This is a genomic window from Paracoccus sp. (in: a-proteobacteria), assembly GCF_030536915.1.
Lineage (GTDB): Bacteria > Pseudomonadota > Alphaproteobacteria > Rhodobacterales > Rhodobacteraceae > Paracoccus.
On record NZ_JAUNPC010000037.1, the window covers coordinates 1 to 24,844 of the forward strand.

Genomic DNA, 24,844 nt, shown 5'->3' on the forward strand with positions numbered 1-24,844 from the left:
GGAGATCCACTTGGCACAAGCCCCGACGTTGTTCAGATGAAGCAAACCAGCTCTGTCGGCGCCTCAGGACCATTCGTCCTCGACCCGGGCCGAGCAGCCGGCGATGGCCGCGGCCGCCTGTGCCTCGCGGCGCATCCGTTCGGCCATGACGCGCACCGCCGCCGGGTCCGGGTGGCGCAGGTCCGCGACGCATTCGGCGCTTTCCGACAGGATCCCGGCCTTGTTCGGTCAGGCGGCGAGGCGCGAGCCGGAGGCCTTGCCGTCCTGGGCGCTGAAGGCCCAGCCGAGGTCGTCCACCGCCGTCAGCCAGCGTGCGCCCGCGATCAGGGCGTTGTGTCGCATGTCCATGGGCGTCGGGCCGGTATGTGCCGTCTCCCCCCGGAACGTCACGCGCATCCCGTGGCTGGGATAGCCGCCGGTGACGATGCCGATTTCGCGTCCCTCGGCATCGAGGATGGGTCCCTGCTCGATATGCAGCTCGAAGTAGCTGTCGATCCTGGAAGTCCTGCAGGGCACGGGACCCTTGTATCCGATGCGGGCGAGTTCGTCACCCAGCCGCGCCCCGTCGTCATCGACAAGATCATGCGCCCATTAAAGGCCGTAGCATCCGGCGAAGACACCCGAGCCGATCATGGGCGGGCTGAAGCGGGCGCCCTTCTCGTTGGTCCAGTTCACGATCACGATGGGGCGGCGCGTGACATGGCCGGCGTCGTCCAGGCAGCGGACGACCTCCAGCCCCGCAAGGACGCCCGCGATGCCGTCGAAGCGGCCGCCGTTCACCTGCGTGTCCAGGTGGCTGCCGATCATCACCGGCGGCAGGTCCTCATCCCGTGCCATGCGCCGGCCGAAGATGTTGCTCATCTCGTCGACCGAGACCTTCAGGCCGGCCTCGCGGCACCAGGTCACGAACTGGTCGCGCATCTCGCGGTCGGCGTCTGTCAGGGTCAGCCGCGACAGCCCGCCCGGCCGGCCCAGCCCGATCCCGGCGGACCGCTCAAGCGTGGACCAGAAGCGGCAAAGGTCGGCCTGGGTGTCGGGGTTCAGGCTCATGCCCCGTGCGATCCTTGCAGCCCGGCTTCTGTCAACCGGCGACGACACCACGACTTATCACCGCATAAGCTCAGGCGATGACGGCTTCCCCTCATGCGTGTTGACAGGTCGGGAACCGGGAACGTCCACTGACTCGAACAAGAACACGAACGGGAGCGGCAGGTGGAAACAGCGGATGTGGTGCTGACCGGGGGCGTGGTCTGGTGTGGGCTGGGCCTGCCCAGGGCCGAGGCGGTGGCGGTCAGGGACGGCCGTGTCACGGCGGTCGGCACGGCGGCCGAGATCGAGGCCATGGTCGGGCCGCAGACCCGGCGCATCGACCTTGGGGGCCGCTTCGCCATGCCCGGGATCAACGACGCGCACATGCATCTGCTGCCGGTCGGCATCGACATGAGCCGGGTCGATCTGCGCCCCGAAGCCGCGCCCACCTTGGATGCGCTGCTGGAGGCGCTGCGTGCCCGTGCCGCCGTCACGCCCAAGGGCGAATGGGTGCTGGGCCGCGGCTTCAACCATTTCCTGCTGGACGTGGACCGCTTCCCGCACCGGGACGAGCTTGACCGGGCCTGCCCCGATCATCCCTGCTACATCGTCCGCACGGACGGGCATTCCGCGGTGGCCAACAGCCGGGCGCTTGCCTTGGCGGGGATCGACGAGAACACCCCCCAGCCGGAAGGCGGGCTGATCGAGATCCGCGACGGCCGCCTGACCGGCATGGTGGCCGAAACGGGGCGCGAGCCCTTCGAGGCGGTCATGCCCCATTCCTCGGTCGACGAGATGGTCGAGGCGATCGAGCGCGCCGGGAAGCTGATGCTGAGCTACGGCATCACCTCGGTCATGGAGGCCGCGATCGGCCTGCATGACGGTTGGGACGAGATGACTGCCTATCGCCGCGCGCGGGACGAGGGCCGGCTGCCGGTGCGGGTCTATGGCTGCGTGATGGCGGACAAGACGCGTTCCATCCTGCCGCAGGCGATGGCCGAGGGGCTGTCCACCGGCAAGGGCTGCGAGATGTTCCGCATCGGCCCGGTCAAGATGTTCACCGACGGCAGCGCGGGATCCAAGACCGCCGCCATGACGCAGGACTACATGGGCGATCCCGGCAACAAGGGGCTGCTCTGCATCCCCGACCAGTCGGAACTGGACGCGATGGTGCGCGAGGCCCATGACGCGGGCTGGCAGATGGGCATCCACGCCATCGGCGACGCCGCCATCGAGCAGGTGCTGAACGCCATCGAGGCCGCGCAGGCCGCCAACCCCGCACCCGACCGCCGCCACCGGATCGAGCATTGCGGCTGGCTGCGCCCCGACCAGATGGACCGGCTGGAACGCCTGCACGTCCTGCCCGTGGCGCAGGCTTCGTTCCTTTACTGGTTCGGCGACAACTACGAGACGGTGCTGGAAGCCGAGCGCATCGCCGCATCTCACCCGTTCCGAACCTGGATCGAGCGCGGGCTGAACCCCTCGGCCTCGACCGACTGCCCGGTGACGGACATCGACCCGCGGGCGGTGATCTACAACATGGTCACCCGCAAGACCCGCACCGGCAAGGTCTTCGGGCCGGACCAGTGCCTGAGCATCGAGGAGGCGCTGCACGCCTATACGTCGGCTTCGGCCTATGCCTCGCACGAGGAAAGGCTGAAGGGGCGGCTTGAGCCGGGTCAGCTTGCCGACATCGCCATCTTCGACCGCGACCTGACCGCGGTCGCGCCCGAGGCCCTGCTGGACGCGGTCTGCGAACTGACCCTGCGCGGCGGCGAGGTCGTGCACGAGCGGGAGGCCCCGGCATGATCCACGCGCTGGTCAACCGCCTGCTGCTGTCGATCCCGGTGCTGATCGGTGTCGTGATCTTCGGCTTCCTGCTGATCAAGATGGCGCCGGGCGATCCCGCGCAGATCATGGCCGGTCCCACCGCCACGCCCGAGGTCGTCGCCCAGATCCGCCAGCAGATGGGGCTGGACCAGCCGCTGATCGTGCAGCTCGGCCGCTATACCGAGCGGCTGGTGCAGGGCGACCTGGGCCGCTCGCTGATCTCGAACCGCCCCGTCGCCAGCGAGCTTGCCGCCGCCGTCGGGCCCACGGTCGAGCTGATGATTGCATCGCTGATCTGGGCCGTGCCGCTGGGGATCGCCATGGGCACCATCGCGGCCGTGCGGCGAGGAAGCTGGGTGGACCGCACGATCATGGCGATCTCGGTCGCGGGCGTGTCGCTGCCGATCTTTTTCATCGCGCTGGTGCTGATGCAATTCTTGGGCGTGACCCTGCAGATCCTGCCTTTCATGGGCCGCGGCGGCCCCTTGTGGACCATCGACGGGCTGCGCCACATTGCCATTCCCGCGCTGTCGCTGGGGCTGATCTTCGTCGGCCCTGTCGCCCGGATGACCCGGTCGAGCGTCCTTGAGGTGCTGCGGCTGGACCATGTCCGCACCGCCCGCGCTAAGGGGCTGACGGAACGGCGGGTGATCCTGCGCCACGCGCTGAGGAACGCCCTGATCCCGGTCGTCACGCTGATCGGCCTGCAGGCGGGCTATCTGCTGGGCGGCGCGGTCGTGACCGAGACGATCTTCTCCTATCCCGGCATCGGCCGGCTGGCGGTGGGCGCGATCCTGTCCTCGGACTTCCCGCTGGCACAGGGCACAATTCTCGTCCTCGCGCTGGGCTTCATCCTCATCAACATGATCGTGGACATGCTTTACGCCATCCTTGACCCGAGGGCGCAGAAATCATGAGCGTGACCGACATCGCCCCTGTCGCCGACGAGGCCCCTGCCCGCCGCCACTGGTTCGCCGCCCTGATGCGCGACCCCGCTGCGGCGCTGGCGATCACGGTCTTCCTGCTGATCGCGCTGGCGGCGGCCCTTGCCCCCTGGCTTGCCCCGCATGATCCGGCCGAAAGCACCCGCAACATCATGCTGCCGCCCGTGTGGTCGGAACGGGGCAGCGCCGAGTTCCTGCTGGGCACCGACGGACAGGGGCGCGACATCCTGTCCCGCCTGCTGCACGGGACGCGGCTGACGCTGCTGATCGGACTGGTCGCGGTCGTGGTGGGCGGCGGCATCGGGTCGCTGCTGGGGCTGCTCGCGGCCTTCTACGGCAGGCTCGACCCCTGGATCATGCGGACGGCGGACGTGATGCTGTCCTTCCCCGCGATCCTGCTGGGCTTGGCCCTGGTTGCCGTGATGGGGGCTGGCATCACGCCGGTGATCCTCGCGCTCGCCATCGCGACCATCCCCGACAGCGCCCGCATCGCGCGGTCGGTCGCGGTCGGGGTGATGAAGCAGGAGTTCGTCGAGGCCGGGCGCGCGCTGGGCCTGCCGGACCGGACACTCTTCACCCGCTATCTGCTGCGCAACTGCATCTCGTCGATCATGATCTTCATGTCGCTGCGCTTCGGGCAGGTGATCCTGCTGGGTTCCGCGCTGAGCTTCCTGGGACTGGGCGCGCGGCCGCCCGCGTCCGAACTGGGGATGATGGCCTCGCAGGGACGCGACTTCATGCTGTTCGCGCCGCATATCGCGATCATCCCGTCGCTGGCGATCTTCGTGATCGTGCTGACGGCCAACGTGGCCGGGGACGCGCTGCGCGACATGCTCGACCCGAGAATGAGAAGCTGAACAACAAGCAGGGAGGAAGACCATGACGACCCGGAAGACGCTTGGACTTGCGACGGCAGCCAGCATCCTCGCGCTTACAGGCGCCTGGGCGAGCGAGATCAACATCGCCCGCGAACTGGACGCCAACAACTACGACCCGCACAAGACCACCGCGCTGGCGGCGGCCGAGATCCTGTTCATGCTGGGCGACACGCTGGTGTCGATCGAGCCCGATATGCAGACCCTGACGCCCGGCCTAGCGACAAGCTGGGAGATGTCCGAGGACGGCCTGACCTATACCTTCAAGCTGCGCGACGACGTGAAGTTCTGCGACGGGCGCGCCATGACCGCCGAGGACGTGGTCTACAGCTTCAACCGCTGGCTGGACCCGGCCACGGCCTCGCCGGTGAAATGGCGCGCGGGCGAGGTGGAATCGATCACCGCGCCGGACGCGACCACCATCGTCTACAAGCTGAAGGCGCCCTTCTCGGAGCTGCTGTATCAGCTGACGCAAAGCTTCGCGACGGTCATCGACCGCAACCAGGTCGAGGCGCTGGGGGCCGACTTCGGCATCCAAGGCATGAACGGGACCGGCCCTTATTGCTGGGAAAGCTGGAACCCGCGCGACCGTCTGACCATGACAAAGCACGCGGGCTACGCCTGGGGGCCGGACTTCTACGAGAACAAGGGCGAGGCGCAGATCGACCGGCTGGTCTGGCAGGTGGTGCCTGAGGAAAACACCCGCACCATCGCGCTGATGACCGACCAGACGCAGCTTACCCAGTATGTGCCCTATATCGCGCTGGAGCAGCTGAAGGTCGCGCCGAACCTGAATGTGGTGCAGTCCGACAGCGCTTTCTGGACCTATTTCATCGGCTTCAAGATCGACAAGGCCACGGTGGCGGACCCGGCGGTGCGGCGGGCGATCAACATGGCCATCGACCAGGACGCACTGGCCCGCGACCAGTTCTTCGGCGGCGTGCAGGGCGCGCAGAGCTATATCAGTTTCGAGACAAAGGACTGGGACCCGGCGCTGGAAGCCTCGCTGCCGCCCTATGATCCGGATGCGGCCAATGCGCTGCTGGACGAAGCGGGTTGGGTGCCTGGTCCTGACGGCATCCGCGTCAAGGACGGCGTCAGGCTTGCGCCTGTGGGGTATTTCTTCACCGGCTCGACCTGGCAGAAGCTGTCGGAATACACCCAGGCGGAATTGCGCAAGATCGGCGTCGATCTGCAGGTCGAAATCTTCGACGCCACTGTCGCCTGGGGCAAGATGGCCACGCAGGAGTTCGACGCCTTCGGGATGAGCTATCCCTATGTTTCGGCAGGCGACGCGCTGAACCTGTACTTCCCTTCAACCAACATCCCCACGCCGAACCGGATGAACTGGGATGACGCCGAGACGGACCAGTGGCTGGACGAAGGCAAGGCGGCGCTGGAAGACGCCGCGCGGGCCGAGGCCTACGGCAAGGTTCTGGCCAAGGTGCATGACGCCGCCGTCTGGCTGCCCCTGATCCACGAGCCGCGGACCATCGTCTCCTCGACCCGGCTCGCGCCCATCGTGCCGCACAGCAACTATGGCGCGGCGCTTTACAAGGGCCTCGACCTGAAGCTGGTCGAGTGATCTTCCGGGCGGGACCGGAAACGGTCCCGCCCCTTTCGGACAAGGGACAAGCATGGAACAGAACGTCACCGTCATCCGCGACTGCCCGTGGATCATCGCCTGGGACGAGGTCGCCGGAAGCCACCGCTTCGCCTCGGGGGACGTCGCCTTCGCGGGCGACCGGCTGGTGCATGTGGGCGGACGCTATGACGGCCCGGCCGCGCGCCAGATCGACGGCAGCCGCAGCCTCGTGTCGCCGGGGCTGGTAAACATCCACGCGCATCCCCTGTCCGAGCCGCTGAACAAGGGCTTCCTGGACGAACTCGGCAGCCCCGCGCTGTATATGAGCTCGCTTTACGAATACATGCCGCTGTTCGGCACCAGCGGCGAGGGCACCCGCGCCTGCACCCAGGTCGCCTATTCGGAACTGCTGCAATCCGGGGTGACGACGCTGGTGGACCTGTCGGTCCATTACGACGGCTGGCTGGACCTGCTGGTCCAGTCCGGGCTGCGCGGCGTGGTCGCGCCGATGTATCGCTCGGCCAGTTGGGGAACCGCCGACGGCCATGTCGTCCATTACGACTGGGGCGCGGACGGGGGCGAGCGCGCCATGGCCGAGGCCATGGATTTCATCGACCGCGCCACGGCGCATGAGTGCGGGCGCATCACCGGGATGGTGGCGCCCTCGCAGATCGACACCTGCACACCCGAACTGATCCGCGACAGCCATGCCGAGGCGCGGCGGCGCGGCGTCCCCATGCAGATCCACGCAGCGCAGTCGGTGGTCGAGTTCCACGAGATCACCCGCCGCCACGGCCGCACCCCCGTCGAATGGCTGGATGACCTGGGCGTGCTGGGCGCGGGCACGATCATCGGCCATGGCATCTTCCTGAACGACCACCCCTGGGTCCACTGGCCGCATGGCCGCGACCTGGAACGCCTGTCCGCCAGCGGCACGGCGGTGGCGCATTGCCCCACAGTGTTCCAGCGCCGCGGGATCGCGCTGCGCAGCTTCGGCCGCTACCATCGCGCGGGCGTGCCCCTTGGGATCGGCACCGACACCTATCCCCACAACATGATCGAGGAAATGCGGCACGTCCTGATCAACTCGCGCCTCATGTCGGGGGACGTGTTCGACCTGCGGACCTCGGACGTCTTCGACGCGGCGACCGTGGGCGGGGCCGCGATCCTCGGGCGCGACGACATCGGCCGGCTGGCGCCGGGGGCCAAGGCCGACCTGTTCATGGCCGACCTCAATCATCCGGCGATGCGCCCCGTGCGCGATCCGCTGCGCTCGCTGATCTACGTGGCGGGCGAGCGTCCCGTCCGGCAGGTCTTCGTCGATGGCCGGCAGGTGGTCGAGGACGGGCGCGCGCTGGCCTTCGACCTTCCCGCCGCGCTCGACCGGCTTGAGGCCGCCCAGCGCCAGGCCGAGGTCGACTTCGCCACCCGCGACCATGCCGGGCGCAGCCACGACGAGGCATCGCCCTTCGTCTATGGACGGACGCCATGACGGGACCGCTTCTCTCGATCGAGAATCTGGTCGTCGAGTTCGGCCCGCCTCGGCACCGCTTCCCCGCCGTCAACGGCATTGACCTGACGCTGGACCGGGGCCGGACGCTGGGGCTTGTGGGGGAATCCGGCTGCGGCAAGTCGGTGACCTCGCTGGCCGTAATGCGGCTGGTCCCGCAGCCGCCCGGCCATTACGCCGGCGGGCGGATCATGTTCGAAGGGCGCGACCTGTTGTCCCTGCCGGAGTCCGAGATGCGCAAGCTGCGCGGCGGCCGCATCGGCATGGTGTTCCAGGAACCCATGACCTCGCTGAACCCCGTCTATACGCTGGGGGTGCAACTGCGCGAGATGCTGCAGGCCCATTCCGACCTGTCCGACCGCGCCGCCCGCGACCGGGCCATCGAGCTTCTGGACATGGTCGGCCTGCCCTCGCCCGCCAAGCGGATCGACGACTATCCGCACCAGCTTTCGGGCGGCCAGCGCCAGCGGGTGATGATCGCGATGGCGCTGGCGAACGACCCCGTGCTGCTGATCGCGGACGAACCGACGACGGCGCTGGACGTGACGATCCAGGCGCAGATCCTGGAACTGCTGCAGAAGCTTCAGGAGCGGACCGGCACCGCCATCCTGCTGATCACCCATGATCTGGGCGTCGTGGCCGAGACCTGCGACGAGGTGGCCGTGATGTATGGCGGCCTTGTCGTCGAACGCGCGCCGACCACGGCGCTGTTCGCCGATCCGCAGCATCCCTACACGATCGGGCTGATGGCCGCCGTGCCGCGGCTGGACGCGCCCGCCGACCGGCTGGCCACCATCCCCGGCTCGGTGCCGCCCCCCTGGGCGAACCGCAGGGGCTGCCGCTTTGCCTCGCGTTGTCCGCTGGCCATCGACATCTGCCGCGCCGAGCAGCCGCCGCTGGCGCCGATCGGCGCGGATCACAGCGTCGCCTGCTGGCGCGCGCCCATCGAGGAGGCCGCGGCATGAGCGCGCCCCTTCTGTCGGTCGAGAACGTCACCAAGCATTTTCCCGTCCGCCGCGGCATCCTGCGCCGCGTCACCGGCGCCGTGCAGGCCGTCACCGACATCAGCTTCACGCTTGAGGCGAGCGAGACGCTTGCGGTCGTGGGCGAGTCCGGCTGCGGCAAGTCCACCGCCGGGCGCACCATCCTGCGCCTGCAGGAACCGACTGGTGGCAAGGTGCTGCTGAACGGACGCGACATCTTCTCACTGTCGCCTGCTGAACTGCGAGCCGCCCGGCGCGAGATGCAGATGATCTTCCAGGACCCCTTCGGCTCGCTCAATCCGCGCATGACCGTGCGCGAGGTCATCGCCGAGCCGCTGCGCCTGCATGGCCTTGCCAGCGGCGCCGCGCTGGATCGCCGGATCGACGAGGTGCTGGCTATGGCCGGGCTGTCCTCGTGGCACGCGGGCCGCTATCCGCACGAGTTTTCCGGTGGCCAGCGCCAGCGCGTCGGTATTGCCCGCGCGCTCGCGACGAACCCGCGCCTGATCGTCTGCGACGAGCCGGTCAGCGCGCTGGACGTCTCGGTTCAGGCGCAGATCGTCAACCTGCTGCAGGACCTGCAAGCCGAGACGGGGGTGGCCTATGTCTTCATCAGCCACGACCTTGCCGTGGTGCGCCACATCGCCACCCGCGTGGCGGTCATGTATCTGGGCCGCATCGTCGAAAAGGCCGATGCCGCGCGGCTGTTTGCCGACCCGCGCCATCCCTATACCCGCTCGCTGATCGCGGCGGCGCCCCGGCCGGTGCCGTCGGGCCGCGTGCCGCATGTGCCGCTGAAGGGGGAAACGGCCAGCGCCATGGCGCCGCCGCCCGGCTGCGCCTTTCACCCGCGCTGCCCCTTCGCGCAGGACCGCTGCCGGACGGAACGGCCCGAACTGCGCTCGGTCGGCAGCGACCTCGTCGCCTGCCATTTCGCCGAAAGCCTGCCTGCCATGCCCAGGGAAACTGCCGCGGCCGAAAGCCCGGCGCTCGCAAGGCGCCTTGAGGTGCTTGCCAATGCCCGAAAGGACGCCGCATGAACGGGGCGGAAAGTGTCGTTCGCAGCCTGCACGCTGCGGGAACAGAGGTGTGCTTCGCCAATCCCGGCACCTCGGAAATGCAGTTCGTGGATGCGCTGGACCGCACGCGGCTGATGCGCTGCGTGCTGGGGCTGTTCGAGGGCGTCGTGACCGGCGCCGCCGACGGTTACGCCCGCATGGCGGGGAAACCTGCTGCCACGCTGCTGCATCTTGCGCCGGGCTTCGCCAATGGCGCGGCGAACCTGCACAACGCCCGCAAGGGGCGGGTGCCGGTGCTGAACCTCGTGGGCGAGCACGCCGTCCGGCACCTCGGCCATGACGCGCCGCTGTCGGCCGATCTGGCGGCGGCAGTCGCGCCCTTCTCGGATTGGGTCAAGACCGGCACATCGGCCGCGACGCTGGCGCGCGACGCGATGGAGGGGTTGGCGGCTGCCTCCTCTCATCCCGGCGGGGTCGCGACCCTGATCCTGCCGGCAGACCTTGGCTGGGACGAGGGCGGCGTGATCGCCCCGCCCCTGCCCGCCGCCCCGCCTGCCCCGGTCGCCGACGAGGCCGTCAGCCGCGCGGCAGAGGCGCTCGGCCCCGGCGCAGTGCTGCTGGTCGGCGGCACGGTGCTGGAGGATGCCGCCGCGATGATGCTGGCGGCCGGGATCGCGCAGGCCACCGGCGCGGCCGTGATGGCCCCCGGCGCGAACCGGCGGGTCGAGATGGGGGCAGGCCTGCCCGTCATCCCACGCATCCCCTATCCGATCGACATGGCGCTTGAGGCGCTGTCCGGCTTTGACCGCGCCGTGCTGGTCGAGGCGGTCGAACCCGTCGCCTTCTTCGCCTACCCCGACCGCCCGAGCCTGCTGCTGCCGCCCGAATGCCGCGTGCTGACGCTGGCCGAGCGCAAGCAGGACGGACGCGCCGCGCTGGCGGCGCTGGCCGAACTGGCGGGCGCAAGGCCGTGGCAGGGCAGCGATGCGCCACGTCCCCTGCCCCCGCAGGCGGGGCCGCTGAACGACCTCGCGCTGTCGCAGGCCATCACCTCGGCCCTGCCGGAAGGCGCCATCATCATCGACGAGGGCATCACGCGCGGCCGCGACGTGGGCAAGCTTGCCGCGGGGGCGCCGCCGCTGTCATGGCTCGCGATCACCGGCGGCTCGATCGGGATCGGCGTGCCCTTGGCCACGGGGGCCGCGGTTGCCTGCCCGGACCGGCCGGTCGTGGCGCTGCAGGCGGACGGCTCGGCCATGTATACGCTGCAGGGGCTGTGGACGCAGGCGCGCGAGGGGCTGAACGTCACCACCGTCATCTTCGCCAACCGCAGCTACGAGATCCTGAAGGGCGAGCTTTTGCGCGTGGGCGCCAATCCCGGCCCGACCGCGCTGGACATGCTGGACCTGCGCCGGCCCGACCTAGATTTCTGCGCGCTGGCCCGCGGGATGGGCGTCCCCGCGCAGCGGGTCGAGGACGCCGCGGACCTGCAACGCGCCATCGCGGCCTCGGTCTGCGAGCCGGGACCGATGCTGATCGAGGCAATACTGTGCTGACCCTGCACTCAGGCGGTCGAGGAGGGGAAAAGCGGCAGCAGTTCCTCGATCACTTCGGCGAACTGCGTTTCAGCAAGGGCGCAGGCGCGGGGGTGGCGGACCAGGTAGATATGCGTCCCCAGCCACTCGCCCGTCGTGCGGACGGGCCAGAGCAGCCCGGCCTTGACCTCGTCGCGGGCCGAGGTCCAGGGCAAGAGACCAAGACCCACGCCCGAGACGATCATCCGCCGTACCTCCTCGACATGCGAACTGGTGCCGCTGGTGCTGCGGCCAAGGCCGAGGCGGATGCTCAGAGGACCCATTGGTTCCAGCCCGGCGCCATCCCGGGCACAGGCAAATGCCACGAAGGGCTCTTGCCGCAACTCGTCCAGCGTGACCTCCTCGCGGCCGAAGAAGGGATGCTCGACCCCGCAAAAGACGGACCATTCGTCCCGGAACAGGAAGCGGCAGTCCAGTTTGGGCACCGGCTCGGTCAGCAGGCAGATGCCCAGGCCCTGCGCCTGCTCGCGCAAGTTCGCCACGATGTCATGGCTGTTGCGGACATCGACCCGCAGCAGCACCTCGGGGTGGCGCTGGTGGAACAGGCGGATGGCCTCGTCCAGCAGCGGAGAGATCAGGTTCGAGACGATCATCACCCGCAGCTCGGGTCGGTGCTGTCCGACGCGCAAACCGATGCGCTCGGCCGCCACCTGCATCGCCTGCACGTCCGCAAGAACCGCCTCGCCTACCGGCGTCAGGCTGAAGCTGCGCCCCTCGCGCCGGACCAGCGTGCGGTCCATGGCCGTTTCCAGCCTCTGCAGGGTCTGGCTGACGGCCGACTGGCTCATTCCCAGAACCTGCGCGGCGCGGGTGAGGCCGCCGTTCTCGACGATGGCGGCGAAGATTCGGAGATGGTTCCAGTTCAGAGTCGTCATGCGTGTCTCGGCCGGGATCTCGTCGAAAGGACTGTCAATCCTTCCCGCATCCTGCCCGCCATGCAAACGCTTTCCCGGCACCTGAGCCAATCGTGAGCAGTCCCCCGATGCGCGCCTTCTACCACCCGGACCAGTCCCTTCACTCCCCCAAGCAGTTCATGCGCTTCGGAGAACTGGCCGCCCCCACGGACGTCCCGGCACGAACCGACGCGCTGCTGGCGGCGCTCGCGCGGCTGGACATCTCGCCCGAAATTCCGCCCGACCATGGCCGCGAGCCCGCCGGCAAGATTCACCCTGCCCATTACATGGACTACCTCGAATCCGCCTTCCGGCGCTGGCAGGAAATGCCGGTGCATGGCCCCGAGGTGCTGCCCAACACCTTCCCCGACCCGATCGGAACCGGCCCCCGCCCGCCCTGCCCCACGGATCACCTGATGGCGCAGACGGGCTATTACCTGGGCGACCTCGCCGTTCCGGTGGGCGAGTTCACCTGGATCTCGGTGCTTCGCTCGACCCATAGCGCGGCGGCGGCGGCGGATGCGCTGATCGCCGGCGACCGCGCGGCCTATGCGCTCTGCCGTCCGTCCGGGCACCACTGCCGGACCGACCGGGCGAGCGGCTTCTGCTACATGAACAACTCGGCCATCGCGGCCGAGCGGCTGCGGGACCGTTTCGGCAGGGTCGCGGTGCTGGACATCGACGCGCATCACGGGGACGGCACGCAGTCGATCTTCTACGACCGCGCGGATGTGCTGACTGTCTCGGTCCATGTGGACCCCGACGCCTATTACCCTTTCTTCACCGGCCGCATCCATGAACGCGGCCGGGGTGAAGGCGAGGGCTTCAACCTCAACATCCCGCTGCAGCCGGGTTCGGGCGACGAGGCCTTCCTGTCCGCCGTCCGCAAGGGTCTGGACGAGGTCGCCGCCCATGGGGCAGAGGCGCTGGTGCTGGCCTTGGGCTTCGACACCCATGCCGAGGACCCGCTGAGTCTCGTCCACGTTACGACCGGGGCCTTTCGGTCGGCGGGGGCGGCGGTGGCCGCGGCGGGCATCCCTGTCGCCATCGCGCAGGAAGGCGGCTATCAGGTCTCTGTCATCGGCAACTGCCTTGAAGAGTTCCTGCAAGGGTTGCAGTCGGGGCTGTGACAGCCCGTGCGTCCGGGCTTGAATGCCTGCGCGGGCGCCAAGAGAGGAGCAGGGAAATGGCAGGGGACCAGCGCATCATGCTGCTGACCGGCGCGAGCCGGGGGATCGGGCATGCGACCGTCAAGACCTTCGAGGAACAGGGCTGGCGCATCCTCACCGTCTCGCGGCAGGCCTTCTCGGCGCAGTGCCCCTGGCTTTCCGGGCCGGACAACCACATCCAGGCCGACCTTGGGGACCCGGGCGGCATCGACGCCCTTGCCCGCCAGGTGCGCGACCGGCTGCCCGAGGGGCGCCTGCACGCGCTGGTCAACAATGCGGGCATCTCGCCCAAGGGGCCGGACAGGGGCCGGCTGGGGGTGCTGGACACGGATGCGGAAACCTGGATGCAGGTCCTGAACGTGAACCTCGTCTCGACCGCCCTGCTGGCCCGGGCGCTGATGCCGGAACTTGAACGCGGACAGGGCTCGATCGTCAACGTGACCTCGATCGCCGGGTCGCGGGTCCATCCCTTCGCGGGCGTGGCCTATGCGGCCTCAAAGGCGGCGCTGGCGGCGCTGACGCGCGAGATGGCGCATGAGTTCGGCCGCCTCGGGGTGCGCGCCAATGCCATCGCGCCGGGCGAGATCAGGACCTCGATCCTGTCGCCCGGAACGGATGAGCTGGTCGCGGACGAGGTGCCGATGGGACGGGTGGGCGACCCGCGCGAGGTCGCAGACACCATCCATTTCCTCTGCTCGGACGCCTCGTCCTATATCAACGGCGCCGAGATCCACATCAACGGCGGCCAGCACGTCTGACGGATCGGGCGGCCCGCAGGTCGCCCCCTTCTCAGGCGGCGACCTCGGCCTCGACCTCGTTGAGCGATTTCGCCACGATCTCGAACATCTCGTCGGCCTGCGCGCGGGTGATGATCATCGGCGGGCAGAAGGCCACCGCATCGGTCATGTTGCGCGAGATCAGCCCGTTGCGCTGCATGGCCGCATTCATCAGCCCGCCCAGCCGGCCGGGTGTGGCGACCGATTTCGCCTGCTTGTCCTCGACCAGCTCGACCGCCGCGATCAGGCCCACGCCCCGGACCTCGCCCACCAGCGGGCTGGACTTCAGCGTTTCCAGCCGGGCGCGGAAATGCGCGCCCACCTCGCGGGCGTTCCCGACCAGGTCGTTGTCCTGGATGATCGCGAGGTTTTCCAGCGCGACCGCCGCGCCAAGGGGGTGGCCGCCCGCGGTATAGCCATGGCCGAAGGTGCTGATGCGGTCGCTTTCATCCGCGATCGGGTCGAAGAAGCGGTCGTTCATCACGATGGCCGAGAAGGGCACATAGCTTGAGGTGATCTGCTTGGACAGCACCATCACGTCAGGCCGGATGCCATAGGTGGTCGAGCCGAACATCTCGCCCGTCCGGCCGAAGCCGCAGATGACCTCGTCGGCGACAAACAGGATGTCGTATTTCGCCAGCACCGCTTGGATCTTGTCGAAATACCCCTTGGGCGGCACGATCACGCCGCCCGCGCCCATCACCGGCTCGGCCCAGAAGGCGGCGATGGTGTCGGGTCCCTCGGCTTGGATCAGCGCCTCCAGATCCTCGGCGCAGCGGGTGGCGAACTGCTCCTCGGTCTCGCCGTCCCGGCCCTCGCGCCAGTAATGCGGGCAGGTGGTGTGCAGCACGCGGTCCAGCGGTAGATCGAAGGATCGGTGGTTGTAGGGCAGCCCCGTCAGGCTGGCCGCCGCGATGGTGACGCCGTGGTAGCCGCGGATGCGCGAGATGACCTTCTTCTTCTCAGGCTTTCCCAGCGCGTTCGAGCGATACCACACCATCTTCAGCACGGTGTCATTCGCCTCGGACCCCGAGTTCGTGTAGAACACCTTGCTCATGGGGACGGGCGCGATCCCGACCAGCTTCTCGGCCAGTTCGATGGCGGGGCCGTGGCTCTTGTGGCCGAAGTTGTGATAGAAGGGCAGCTTCTCAAGCTGGCGCGTCGCGGCCTCGATCAGCCGCCGGTCCTTGAAGCCAACGCCCACGCTCCACAATCCGGCCAGCCCCTCGATATAGCGGTTGCCGTTGTTGTCGGTGACATGGATGCCCTCGCCGTCCTCGATGATCAGCGGACCCACGTCCATGTGCCGGCGGGCGTTGGTATAGCCGTGGAAGTGGTAGCGGATGTCGCGCGCCTCGGCCGTGTTGCCGAAGTTGGTCATGTCGTCCATGTCGGGTGTCCTGCGGAATGTGAAAGCGGGGCGCAGCAAGCCTGCCCTGCCCGCCCGAGGCTGTCGAGCCCGGAGTGCTTGACCGAGGTTTGGCAAACTGAAAACCTTTCGCCGATCTGGCAGTGGGAGAAGGTCAGTGTCGCATTCGGGAAAGCCCTTCCGCGGCAACCTGTCGGATACCGACATCGCCGCCCTGCGCGAGTTCATCGAGATCGTCGAGGCAGGCGGCATCACCGCCGCCCAGGGACGGCTGGGCAAGGGCAAGTCGGCGATCAGCCTGACGCTGTCGCGGCTGGAATCGCGCCTGTCCATGCGGCTTTGCGAGCGAGGCCGTTCCGGCTTCCGCCTGACAGAGCAGGGGCAGATGGTCCATTCCGCGGCCATCCAGCTGATGAACGAGATCGGCCGCTTCACCGATTTCGTCGGGGCCGCCACCCGCAAGCTGGAAGGCGAGGTCTCGATGCTGGCCGACGACAGCTTCCTCTTCGAGTTCGCGGACCCGCTGTCGCGCGCCATCGCCCGCATCAAGGACCGTTATCCCGGCCTCAAACTGAACCTGCGGATGACCTCGCCCGACCATGTGCTGGCCTCGGTTCTCGAAGGCTCTGCCGACCTTGGCTTCACCGCCCTGATCCGCCGCAGCGATGCGCTGGTCGCCACGCCCGTCTGCAAGGAGCGGATGGGCATCTTCTGCGGCCGGGACCACCCGCTCTTTGCCCGCGACGACGCCGACCTGACGATGGAGGACCTGCACAGCCACGACTTCGTCGCGGCCGAGGTCGCGCAGGAGGCCGACTATTCCAACTTCGTCGGCGCCTTCGTCCCTTCCGCCGCGGCGCCCACCATCCTCTCGCGGATGCTGCTGATCCTGTCATCCCGATATCTCGGCTTCATGCCCCTAGCCTTCGCCACCCCATGGACGGACAGAGGGGACATCCGCGAGCTCGCCATCCCGGGCAGCCGCGGTGCCAACACCTGCTACCTGATCCACCGCCGCGCCCGCCCCCTGGGACTGGGCGGATCGATCTTTCGGCGCATGATCCTTGACGAGTTCCAGCAATGGCAGACGCCCAAGGACGGCGATGCTGCCGCAACCTCCAGCAGATAAGGGCCGCATTGCGGATTTCATTACAGTTCGACAAGCTTTGCTGAGCAAGCGCTAAGGATTTCACGAGATGCGGCAAGAGTGGCGAACGGCGAACGCCTGCATTCTGACACACGACGACGGGCCGACGCTGCCCTTGCATGGCAGAAAATTGTGTTAGTCAGGGCTCCGTCTCGTTTTCAGCCTCCACGACAAACTGTCCGATGGCGAGGTCTTCCACAACCTCGCCAAGGCAAGGACCGCTCCTGAGGCATGGCGCCACCACCATGATACGGAGCGCCCGGATTCCTCCTCAGGCAACCACAGGCGCCTTGATCTTCCCAGAGATGGCATGGATGCCGCTCTCCCCTGACGGCTTTGCGATACGTCCAGCTTTTGGTGTCGAAGCCCAAGCTGAAGGAGAGGGCCGCCATGGCCGAGGTTACCAGCATCGCCGTGTATCTGGCAAAGAACGCATTCAAGTTGCACGAGTCTCTGCAGACCACGCCGGGCACCAGACCGATCAGGGCGCTCGCCATCGAGACATCGGCGCCCCCCGAAGGATCAGTTCCAACGTGGCCGGGATTTCGCCGCTTGGCTCGGACTGGTGCCGCGACATCCGCGCACCCGTGAGGTGACGTCCCAGGTCGCGGAGTAGCTTTCGACGGCCATCGGGTTTCTCGGCAGGGTCGGGTTGCTGAGCCAACCTGAACCGACGGATGCCCCCGATGAGCAAACCTGTGATGGACCTGCGCGCAATGGTCAAAGGCAAGCGATTGAATTACTGGCCTGTTCTTGCGCCGGAATGGAAAGAACAGGCTTTGGCCTGCCAGAGCGTGACAAAGCGGGAGCGTTCCACTCCATCAGTCCCTTGGCCCTTCCAATGCAGGGCAAGTTGTGACGCTTGCATCCCGGAAGCGCTACGATCAACAGCGAAGACCTTCAGGGCGCCCGAGGCCGATCACGTCCATGGCGCCAGCAGGTCGCGGCGCTCCCCCGGACCGGAGGCGGCTACAGCAGCCGGGGCAGTGTCACCTCCGCTCCCTACTTGCTGCCAGGGACCGCCTCGGCGATGGTGAGGCACGCCCCCTTGTCCAGTGGCCGCTCTCAGCGGAAGACGCGGCGCAACTTCACTGCTCCGGCGGATGACCCGGAAGGAACCCGAAGCGTCAGGATATCGAATGAAGACGCTGCATGGCTCATGCGATCGGCTGTTCGGGTGCCGGTCTGCGCCTGGGTCCGTCATCAGACCAAGGTCGCACAGGCGATTTTGATCCGGGCAAGCGCTTCCTCCGGCTCGGCCTTCGAGGTCGCGCAGGAGATGCGGAAATGCCCCGGCAGCCCGAAGGCCGTGCCCGGAACCATCGCGACATCCCCGGTCTCCAGCAGCCAAGCGCAGAAGTCGCGGTCGCTGTCGATGCGCCGGCCCTCGGGCGCGGTTCGGCCGCGCAGGCCCTCGCAGCTTGCGAAGCTGTGGAAGGCACCTTCAGGGCGGCGGCAGGTGATGCCGGTGATGGCGTTCAGGGCATCCACCACGAGGTCGCGGCGCGCCGCGAAGCTGTCCCGCCGCGCGGAAAGGAAGTCCTGCGGACCATCCAGCGCGGCAACCGCCGCCGCCTGCGTGACCGAGGACGGGCAGGAGGTGGACTGTCTCTGCACCACCGCCATGCCGGCGATCAGAGGGGCGGGACCCCCTGCATGACCAAGCCTCCAGCCGGCCATCGCATAGGCCTTGCTGACGCCGTTCACGGTCAGGCAGCGCGCCTTCAGCTAGGGGGCCAGCGCCAAAGGCGTGACGAAGCGGAAATCATCGCAGACGATATGCTCGTACATGTCGTCGACCATCAGCCAGACATGCGGATGGCGTTCCAGAACCTCGATCAACGGGCAATAGTCCGCTTCGCCATAGGCGCTGCCGGTGGGGTTCGAGGGCGAGTTGAGCAGCAGCCAGCGGGTCTGCGGGGTGATCGCCGCTTCCAGCGCCGCGGCGGTCAGCCGGAAGCCGCTGTCAGCCCCGCAGCGGATGGCGACCGGCGTGCCGCCCGAGATGCGGACGATGTCGAAGCAGCTGATCCAGCAAGGCGTCGGGATGATGACCTCGTCGCCTTCGTTCAGACTGGCCATCATCGCATTGTAGAGAACCTGCTTGGCCCGGCCGCGGCCGTGACCTCGTCCGGGGCGAAGTCCAGCCCGTTCTCGCGCCGGAACTTGCCGCGGATCGGCCGCTTCAATTCGGGCGAGCCGTCGGGCGCGGTGTATTTCGTCTCGCCCCGGCGAATGGCCGCGATCGCGGCCTCCTTGATGTGCTCGGGCGTGTCGAAATCCGACTCGCCCGCGCCCAGGATGATGAAGGGGCGCCCGACCCGTTTCAGCGCCGAGGCCCGGACCATGATCTGAAGGATCTCGGACACGCCGAGATCCTCGATCCGCCGCGCCGGGCGGAATGCGGTGGTGCTGACATCCATCGCCCGGCCTCAGATGTCGAACACGACGCCCTGCGCCAGCGGCAGTTCGCGGGAATAGTTCACCGTGTTCGTGGCGCGGCGCATGTAGCCCTTCCAGGCGTCCGAACCGCTTTCGCGGCCGCCGCCAGTCTCCTTCTCGCCGCCGAAGGCGCCGCCGATCTCGGCGCCGGAGGTGCCGATGTTGACGTTGGCGATGCCGCAGTCGGAACCGGAGGCCGACAGGAACCACTCGCTTTCCCGCAGGTCGGTCGTGAAGATCGAGGACGACAGCCCCGCGCCGACGGCATTGTGCCGCTCGATCACCTCGCCCAGATCGCTGTAGCGCATGACGTAGAGGATCGGGGCAAAGGTTTCCTCCAGTACCGGGCCGGTCTGCGCGGGCATCTCGACCAGCGCGGGGCGGACATAAAATGCGGCCTCGGGGGCCACGTCGGCCACCCGCTCGCCGCCATGAACGGTGCCGCCCGCCGCCTTCGCGGCCTCAAGCGCCGCCTGCATCGCGTCAAGGGCGGCGCGGTCCACCAAGGGTCCGACCAGCGCCTGTGTGGTCAGCGGGTTGCCGACCGAAACGGACGCATAGGCCTTGATGAGGCGGGGCACGAGTTGGTCATAGACGCTGTCATGGACGAACAGGCGGCGCATGGTGGTGCAGCGCTGGCCGGCCGTCCCCATGGCGCCGAAGGCGATGGCGCGCAGGGCCATGTCGAGATCGGCCGAGGGCGTCACGATCCCCGCGTTGTTGCCGCCGAGTTCGAGGATCGAGCGCCCGAAGCGCGCCGCGACCTTCGGCCCGACCTGCCGGCCCATCCGGGTCGAACCGGTGGCCGAGACCAGCGCCACACGCGGATCGTCCACCAGCGCCTCGCCCACCTCGCGGCCGCCGATGACGACCTGCGACAGCCCCTCGGGCGCATCGCCGAAGCGGGCAAGTGCGCGGTCCAGGATCGCCTGCGAGGCAAGGGCGGTGAGCGGGGTCTTCTCCGAGGGCTTCCAGACCACGGGATCGCCGCAGACAAGCGCCAGCGCCGTATTCCAGGACCAGACGGCGACGGGGAAGTTGAAGGCCGAGATGACGCCCACCACCCCCAGCGGATGCCAGGTTTCCATCATCCGGTGGCCGGGGCGCTCGGTCGCGATGGTCAGGCCGTAAAGCTGCCGCGACAGGCCGACGGCGAAGTCGCAGATGTCGATCATCTCCTGCACTTCGCCCAGTCCCTCGGACGGGCTCTTGCCCGCCTCGATCGAGACGAGCCGGCCGAGGTCGGCCTTGGCGGCGCGCAGTTCCTCGCCCAGCAGACGGACCAGCTCGCCCCGGCGCGGCGCAGGCACCTCGCGCCAGGCGCGGAAGGCTTGGGTGGCGCGGCCAATGGCGGCGGCAACACCCGCGGCGTCATGCTCGGGCAGCGCGGCGGTCTGCTCGCCGGTGACGGGCGAAAAGCTCTTCAGCGTGCCGCCGGTGTAAAGCGCCGGATCGACGCCCAGCCGGTCCAGAACCTCCTGCGTGTCCTTGGCGATGCTGTAGGTCATGTCGTGGATTTCGTCTTTCATCTTCGGTCCTCGTCGATCTGGTGGCGCGGCCGCGTTCAGGCGGCGCGGCGCGCCTTGAGGCAGGCATCAAGGGACGCCTGCTGGATGGCTGCATAATGGGCGAATTCGTCAAGCACCGCGGCGCCAAGGTCGGATTCGAACCGGCGCTGGTTGGGGCTGGCCCGGAATTCCTGCACGGCGCTGTCGCCGAGGTTCGACTGGAAAATGCCGGCGGCGGACACGGGCAGGAAATCCTCGTAGACGATGGGATCGCAGCGCAGCACGCCCGCGGCCAGCAGCGCCTCGGGGTCGTTGCCCGCCACCTCGCCCCGACCGGTCAGGGACCATTCGAAATAACCCAGGCCTTGCCGGCGGATCTCGGACCAGTCGTCGGGGAAGGCAGTGAAGACCTCGGCCAGCACCCGCATGTATTCGCCCGCGTTCGATCCGTCGGCGGCCGGCACGATCCGGGCACGGGCCTGATCCAGCAGCCGGTCGTAAAGGGTGCGGCCCTTGGGCGTCAGCGCGATGCCACGGGCCTCGATCTCGCCGAAGCGGGCGGTGTGCGACCCGGCCACGACGGTCTCGCCGGGAAAGGCGACGTTTTCCTGCAGCGCCTTGAACGAGGTCTGCCGCAGCAGGATCGGGCAGCGGCGCGGGGGCGGCCCCTCGATGACGGCCTTGGGGATGATGCCATGCGCGGGCATCCGGTCCTGCACGGCGTCGATGTCCAGCGTGCGCGGCGTCAGGTGGTTGATATGCGGCCCGCGGAAGGACACCACGTCCGCGATCAGCCGGTGGGCGTCGTGCAGCTGCTTGTAAAGCTCCGCCGAAACCAGCGCGGCGGAGTGCCAGCGGAAGGTTTCCAGCGCCTCGGCCACGAAGCGGGCCGCGTCGGCCTCAACCAGCCCGCCCTCGGTTTCGGCCTTGGCGATGAGGTCAAGGCAGCCGGGGGTGAAGATGGCACGGCGGGACAGGATCTCCTCGGCCTCGGCCCGCAGGCCCGCGTCCGCGATCAGGTCCAGCCGCAGCAGCGAGGTGAAGACGCGGAAGGGATTGGCCCGCAACGCAGCCTCGCCCACAGGGCGGAAGGCGGTAGAATGAACCGGAACGCCCGCCTCGCTGAGATCGTAATAGCCGACCGGGAACATGCCCATGACCGCGAAAAGGCGCCGGATTGTCGCCAGTTCCTGCGCGGTGCCGACGCGGATCGCGCCGTGCCGTTCTTCCGAGATGCGGCCCAACTGGTCCGTCTCTTCCAGATCGGCGGCGAATTGCGGGTCGCGCTTCAGCACCTCGGCATTGACCTGCGCCACCAGCGCCATGAGCGTGCCATAGGCGGGCACTTCTTCGCGGTACATGGCCGACATGGCGGCCGAGAAGCGGGCACGGATATGGTCGGGGGAAACTTTGCTGCTGCGGGTCACGGCAGGCCCCTGTTCTTGTCAGAAGGTTGTTTCATCTGCATAGCGCGGAAAGCAGGGTCTGAAACGCGCTGTTTGATACTTGGTTGATGCGAGCCCGGAATGAAGTTGAGCCGCAGCATGATGCCCGACCTGACCGCCCTGCAGGCCTTCGAGGCCGCGGCACGGCATGGCAGCTTCACCCGCGCAGCCATCGAACTGAACCTGACGCAAAGCGCGGTCAGCCGGCAGATCAAGGACCTTGAAGCCCAGCTTGGCGTGGCGCTGTTCCAGCGCGTGCGCCAGCGCGTCGTGCTGTCCAGCCTGGGCGAGCGCCTGCGCCCCGAGATCGAGCGCCTGCTGTCGGATGTCGAGCGCCTGACCCTGCGCGCGGCCAGCGCCCGCGACGTGAGCGGGCACCTGACCATTGCGACGCTGCCCACCTTTGGCAGCCGCTGGCTGATGCCGCGCCTGCCGGATTTCCTTTCCGCCCATCCGGGGATGCAGGCGACGATCATCTCGCGCTCGGGCAGCTTCGATCTGGCCGAGGCGGGGGTGGATGTCGCGATCCATTACGGAAAGCCGGTCTGGCCGGGTGCGACATGCAGCTTCCTGTGCACGGAAACGGTGTTGGCCGTCGTCGCGCCCGGGCTGCTTGAGAACGGCGCGACCCTGCCGGGGACGATCCCGCTGCTGCATCTCGACTCGCGGCCCATGCTGTGGCCGCAGTGGCTTGCCGCAAACGGGGGCGACATGGCGGACGGTTTCCGGGGGCACCGCTTCGACCAGTTCTCGCTGCTGATCGAGGCGGCGACCGCAGGCATGGGGGCGGCCCTGCTGCCCAGCTACCTGATCGAGCGCGAGATCGCCCAGGGCGACCTGAAGGTCATCGCGGGCGAGCCGCTGGACACCGACCAGGGCTACTGGATCGTCGTGGCCGAGGAACGCAGTTCCGACCCCTTGCTTCAGGGCTTCACCGCCTGGATCACCCGGCAGGTCGGACAGGGCGCACCGACCGCGAGTGGCTGACCCGACGGTGCTTCAGATCCGTGCGTCGGCCAGGTGGACCACCTGCGCCCCGGCCTCGTACCACGCCGAGCGCATCCCCGCGAAACTGACCGCCCGGGGCGCGGTCGGTTGCAGCGGCAACTCGGCATCGGTCCGCTCGCCCCGAAGCCAGGCAGCCATGAAGCGGCCGAAGGCCGTGCCCGGCGCGATGCCGCGTCCGTTGTAGCCGCAGAAGCTGAAGACGCCCTCGTCCAGCCTGTGAAAGCGCGGAAGGTTGTCGCGGGTCATGCCGATCGTGCCGTACCATTCCGCCTCGAACTCGACCGAGGCGATCTGCGGATAGATCCGCCGCAGCGCGCGCCGCGCCCAGGCCCGGTGGACGGCCGTTCCGGTATTCCGCAACGCCCCGACCGAGCCGAAGACAAGCCGGTTCTGCCGGTCGAAACGGAACGAGGACAGGACCTCCCTGGTGTCCCAGACGCCCTGCCGACCGGGGAGGATGCTGCGGGCGACCTCGTCGGGCAGCGGGCGGGTGGCGAAGTTGAAATAGGGCAGGAAGACCTGCTGCCGGCGGATGTCCTGCATCAGGTGGCGGGTATAGGCATCGGTGGCAAAGACCACGCGCGGCGCCCGTACGCTGCCCCTGGGTGTCACCAGCCGCCAGCCCGCGCCATCGCGCTGAAGCCCGGTCACGGGCGAGGAGGTGAAGATGCGCGCGCCATTGCCGATGGCCGCCCGCGCGAGACCCCGCGCATAGGCGAGCGGCTGGATGGTGCCCGCCCGCCGGTCCAGCAGCGCCCCCGCATAGGCCGTGGTGCCCATCATCGCCGCAGTCGCCTCGCGGTCCAGCAGTTCGACCGGCGCGCCGCGGCTCTGCCACTGGCGCTCGCGCTCGGCCAGTTCCGCAAGGCCCGCCTTGCCGACGCCCGCGTGAAGGGTGCCGACGTGGTTTGCCTCGCAGTCGATGCCATGGCGACTGACAATATCCCAGACATGGGACGGCCCCTCGCCCAGAAAGTCGATCAGCCGGTTGCCGTGATCCGGCCCGAGCGTGCGGACCAGTTCCTCGGGCATCACCCACATGCCCGCGTTGACCAGCCCCACGTTGCGCCCGGCGCCGCCGAAGCCGATCTCGACGGCTTCCAGCACCACGGCGTCCACGCCCCTCTCGGCCAGGTGCAGCGCCGTGGAAAGGCCGGTGTAGCCCGCCCCGACGATGACCACATCGGCGGACAGGTCGTGGTCAAGGATGCAGGTCGCAGGCGCGAGGGGAGCGGTTCTTTCCCAGAGGCCGTGAGAGCGGGGATCGTTGAGCATGTCGTGCCTCGGCAACAGATGATCAGGTGGTTTCTGGGCAGTCGGGGATCGTCTTCGATCACCGCGCATTCCAACACCAGCGAGCGTTTCTCACGACCTGGTTCGCATTCGGAATGAAGTCGCGCCCGGGGCATCCTCGCCCGGGCGCAGACAGGACGGCCCGCACCCTCCGGTGCCTCAAGCTCCTGCACAACCTTGATGAAGACCCCGGCCAGAGCCGGGTTCCGCTGGTTCAGCAGGCGCTCGATCAACGCTCCGCGAACCTTCTGGTAGCGGACGGGAAAGGGAAGACTGGTAGCGATGCCGAGGTTTCCGGGCACGCAGGTAGAGGCCGCGTCGCGGATCAGGACTGCCGCCGGTCGCGGCTTCTGCTGACTTTCATGGGGGGTGGCCTGCTGCCGGTTTCGTGGACGTCAGGTTAAGTTTGCATAGCACGGGCCTC

Annotated in this window: 19 protein-coding genes and 2 pseudogenes; 13 read left to right on the forward strand and 8 right to left on the reverse strand. The window is 68.3% G+C overall.

Annotated elements, in window-relative coordinates:
• Positions 1 to 228: 228 nt before the first annotated feature.
• Positions 229 to 516 carry a hypothetical protein gene (locus Q4F04_RS08280; protein WP_303369363.1) on the reverse strand — a complete coding sequence of 96 codons (288 nt, stop codon included), beginning with the start codon at positions 514 to 516 and terminating at the stop codon, positions 229 to 231.
• A 75-nt stretch (positions 517 to 591) separates the two neighbouring features.
• On the reverse strand, positions 592 to 1,050 hold the full coding sequence (locus tag Q4F04_RS08285; protein ID WP_303369364.1) for a M20/M25/M40 family metallo-hydrolase: 459 nt from the start codon (positions 1,048 to 1,050) through the stop codon (positions 592 to 594).
• Positions 1,051 to 1,212: 162 nt separating this feature from the next.
• Between Q4F04_RS08285 and Q4F04_RS08290 the strand changes: the two genes are divergently transcribed.
• Genes Q4F04_RS08290 through Q4F04_RS08325 form a run of 8 tightly spaced genes read left to right on the forward strand, consistent with a single transcriptional unit; the run spans position 1,213 to position 11,331 of the window.
• On the forward strand, positions 1,213 to 2,838 hold the full coding sequence (locus tag Q4F04_RS08290) for an amidohydrolase (protein ID WP_303369365.1): 1,626 nt from the start codon (positions 1,213 to 1,215) through the stop codon (positions 2,836 to 2,838).
• Positions 2,835 to 3,776 (forward strand): ABC transporter permease, encoded by a 942-nt coding sequence (locus Q4F04_RS08295; protein WP_303369366.1) that lies wholly within the window; start codon positions 2,835 to 2,837, stop codon positions 3,774 to 3,776. The genes Q4F04_RS08290 and Q4F04_RS08295 overlap by 4 nt, the downstream gene beginning before the upstream one ends.
• Entirely contained in the window at positions 3,773 to 4,660 is an 888-nt protein-coding gene (locus Q4F04_RS08300) for an ABC transporter permease (RefSeq protein WP_303369367.1), read from the forward strand. The genes Q4F04_RS08295 and Q4F04_RS08300 overlap by 4 nt, the downstream gene beginning before the upstream one ends.
• A gap of 22 nt (positions 4,661 to 4,682) precedes the next feature.
• On the forward strand, positions 4,683 to 6,263 hold the full coding sequence (locus Q4F04_RS08305; RefSeq protein WP_303369368.1) for an ABC transporter substrate-binding protein: 1,581 nt from the start codon (positions 4,683 to 4,685) through the stop codon (positions 6,261 to 6,263).
• A 52-nt stretch (positions 6,264 to 6,315) separates the two neighbouring features.
• Entirely contained in the window at positions 6,316 to 7,755 is a 1,440-nt protein-coding gene (locus tag Q4F04_RS08310; protein WP_303369369.1) for an amidohydrolase family protein, read from the forward strand.
• Positions 7,752 to 8,738, forward strand: a complete 987-nt coding sequence (locus Q4F04_RS08315; protein WP_303369370.1) for an ABC transporter ATP-binding protein — start codon at positions 7,752 to 7,754, stop codon at positions 8,736 to 8,738. Before Q4F04_RS08310 ends, Q4F04_RS08315 begins: the two co-directional genes overlap by 4 nt.
• Positions 8,735 to 9,796, forward strand: a complete 1,062-nt coding sequence (locus tag Q4F04_RS08320; protein ID WP_303369371.1) for an ABC transporter ATP-binding protein — start codon at positions 8,735 to 8,737, stop codon at positions 9,794 to 9,796. The genes Q4F04_RS08315 and Q4F04_RS08320 overlap by 4 nt, the downstream gene beginning before the upstream one ends.
• A complete protein-coding gene (locus tag Q4F04_RS08325) occupies positions 9,793 to 11,331 on the forward strand; it encodes an acetolactate synthase large subunit (RefSeq protein ID WP_303369372.1) in 1,539 nt (512 codons plus the stop codon). The genes Q4F04_RS08320 and Q4F04_RS08325 overlap by 4 nt, the downstream gene beginning before the upstream one ends.
• Positions 11,332 to 11,339: 8 nt before the next feature.
• Here the strand turns inward: Q4F04_RS08325 and Q4F04_RS08330 are convergent, their stop codons facing one another.
• Positions 11,340 to 12,245 (reverse strand): LysR family transcriptional regulator, encoded by a 906-nt coding sequence (locus Q4F04_RS08330; RefSeq protein WP_303369373.1) that lies wholly within the window; start codon positions 12,243 to 12,245, stop codon positions 11,340 to 11,342.
• Positions 12,246 to 12,337: 92 nt separating this feature from the next.
• Here Q4F04_RS08330 and Q4F04_RS08335 point away from each other — a divergent pair, with 92 nt between their 5' ends.
• Positions 12,338 to 13,393, forward strand: coding sequence for a histone deacetylase family protein (locus tag Q4F04_RS08335; RefSeq protein WP_303369374.1), 1,056 nt, complete (start codon positions 12,338 to 12,340; stop codon positions 13,391 to 13,393).
• Positions 13,394 to 13,449: 56 nt separating this feature from the next.
• The gene (locus Q4F04_RS08340) at positions 13,450 to 14,190 is read left to right on the forward strand and encodes an SDR family NAD(P)-dependent oxidoreductase (RefSeq protein ID WP_303369375.1); all 741 of its coding nucleotides are present in this window, start codon (positions 13,450 to 13,452) and stop codon (positions 14,188 to 14,190) included.
• A gap of 31 nt (positions 14,191 to 14,221) precedes the next feature.
• Here Q4F04_RS08340 and Q4F04_RS08345 read toward each other — a convergent pair whose 3' ends face one another.
• Entirely contained in the window at positions 14,222 to 15,589 is a 1,368-nt protein-coding gene (locus Q4F04_RS08345) for an aspartate aminotransferase family protein (protein ID WP_303369381.1), read from the reverse strand.
• Positions 15,590 to 15,734: 145 nt separating this feature from the next.
• Here Q4F04_RS08345 and Q4F04_RS08350 point away from each other — a divergent pair, with 145 nt between their 5' ends.
• The gene (locus Q4F04_RS08350) at positions 15,735 to 16,706 is read left to right on the forward strand and encodes a LysR family transcriptional regulator (protein ID WP_303369376.1); all 972 of its coding nucleotides are present in this window, start codon (positions 15,735 to 15,737) and stop codon (positions 16,704 to 16,706) included.
• Between the two features lie 471 nt (positions 16,707 to 17,177).
• Positions 17,178 to 17,298: pseudogene (locus tag Q4F04_RS08355) on the forward strand (transposase); the annotation flags it as partial.
• A gap of 629 nt (positions 17,299 to 17,927) precedes the next feature.
• Here Q4F04_RS08355 and Q4F04_RS08360 read toward each other — a convergent pair.
• The 3 genes and pseudogenes from Q4F04_RS08360 to Q4F04_RS08375 all read right to left on the reverse strand — a co-directional run bounded on the left by Q4F04_RS08360 (position 17,928) and on the right by Q4F04_RS08375 (position 22,101).
• A pseudogene (locus Q4F04_RS08360) lies at positions 17,928 to 19,147 on the reverse strand (pyridoxal phosphate-dependent aminotransferase).
• A gap of 9 nt (positions 19,148 to 19,156) precedes the next feature.
• Positions 19,157 to 20,674 (reverse strand): aldehyde dehydrogenase family protein, encoded by a 1,518-nt coding sequence (locus tag Q4F04_RS08370; RefSeq protein WP_303369382.1) that lies wholly within the window; start codon positions 20,672 to 20,674, stop codon positions 19,157 to 19,159.
• Positions 20,675 to 20,730: 56 nt separating this feature from the next.
• Complete coding sequence (locus Q4F04_RS08375; RefSeq protein ID WP_303369378.1) at positions 20,731 to 22,101, reverse strand: VOC family protein; 1,371 nt, start codon at positions 22,099 to 22,101, stop codon at positions 20,731 to 20,733.
• Positions 22,102 to 22,206: 105 nt separating this feature from the next.
• Between Q4F04_RS08375 and Q4F04_RS08380 the strand changes: the two genes are divergently transcribed.
• On the forward strand, positions 22,207 to 23,106 hold the full coding sequence (locus tag Q4F04_RS08380; protein WP_303369379.1) for a LysR family transcriptional regulator: 900 nt from the start codon (positions 22,207 to 22,209) through the stop codon (positions 23,104 to 23,106).
• 12 nt (positions 23,107 to 23,118) lie between these two features.
• On the opposite strand, the gene Q4F04_RS08385 is transcribed toward Q4F04_RS08380, so the two are convergent.
• Positions 23,119 to 24,402 (reverse strand): FAD-binding oxidoreductase, encoded by a 1,284-nt coding sequence (locus Q4F04_RS08385; protein WP_303369380.1) that lies wholly within the window; start codon positions 24,400 to 24,402, stop codon positions 23,119 to 23,121.
• Positions 24,403 to 24,844 lie beyond the last annotated feature (442 nt).

Coding starts and splice junctions, on each gene's coding strand:
- Q4F04_RS08295 (WP_303369366.1), top strand. CDS start 2,835: ATGATCCACGCGCTGGTCAACCGCCTGCTGCTGTCGATCCCGGTGCTG.
- Q4F04_RS08300 (WP_303369367.1), top strand. CDS start 3,773: ATGAGCGTGACCGACATCGCCCCTGTCGCCGACGAGGCCCCTGCCCGC.
- Q4F04_RS08345 (WP_303369381.1), bottom strand. CDS start 15,589: ATGACCAACTTCGGCAACACGGCCGAGGCGCGCGACATCCGCTACCAC.
- Q4F04_RS08385 (WP_303369380.1), bottom strand. CDS start 24,402: ATGCTCAACGATCCCCGCTCTCACGGCCTCTGGGAAAGAACCGCTCCC.
- Q4F04_RS08330 (WP_303369373.1), bottom strand. CDS start 12,245: ATGACGACTCTGAACTGGAACCATCTCCGAATCTTCGCCGCCATCGTC.
- Q4F04_RS08310 (WP_303369369.1), top strand. CDS start 6,316: ATGGAACAGAACGTCACCGTCATCCGCGACTGCCCGTGGATCATCGCC.
- Q4F04_RS08320 (WP_303369371.1), top strand. CDS start 8,735: ATGAGCGCGCCCCTTCTGTCGGTCGAGAACGTCACCAAGCATTTTCCC.
- Q4F04_RS08340 (WP_303369375.1), top strand. CDS start 13,450: ATGGCAGGGGACCAGCGCATCATGCTGCTGACCGGCGCGAGCCGGGGG.
- Q4F04_RS08315 (WP_303369370.1), top strand. CDS start 7,752: ATGACGGGACCGCTTCTCTCGATCGAGAATCTGGTCGTCGAGTTCGGC.
- Q4F04_RS08325 (WP_303369372.1), top strand. CDS start 9,793: ATGAACGGGGCGGAAAGTGTCGTTCGCAGCCTGCACGCTGCGGGAACA.
- Q4F04_RS08285 (WP_303369364.1), bottom strand. CDS start 1,050: ATGAGCCTGAACCCCGACACCCAGGCCGACCTTTGCCGCTTCTGGTCC.
- Q4F04_RS08305 (WP_303369368.1), top strand. CDS start 4,683: ATGACGACCCGGAAGACGCTTGGACTTGCGACGGCAGCCAGCATCCTC.
- Q4F04_RS08370 (WP_303369382.1), bottom strand. CDS start 20,674: ATGACCTACAGCATCGCCAAGGACACGCAGGAGGTTCTGGACCGGCTG.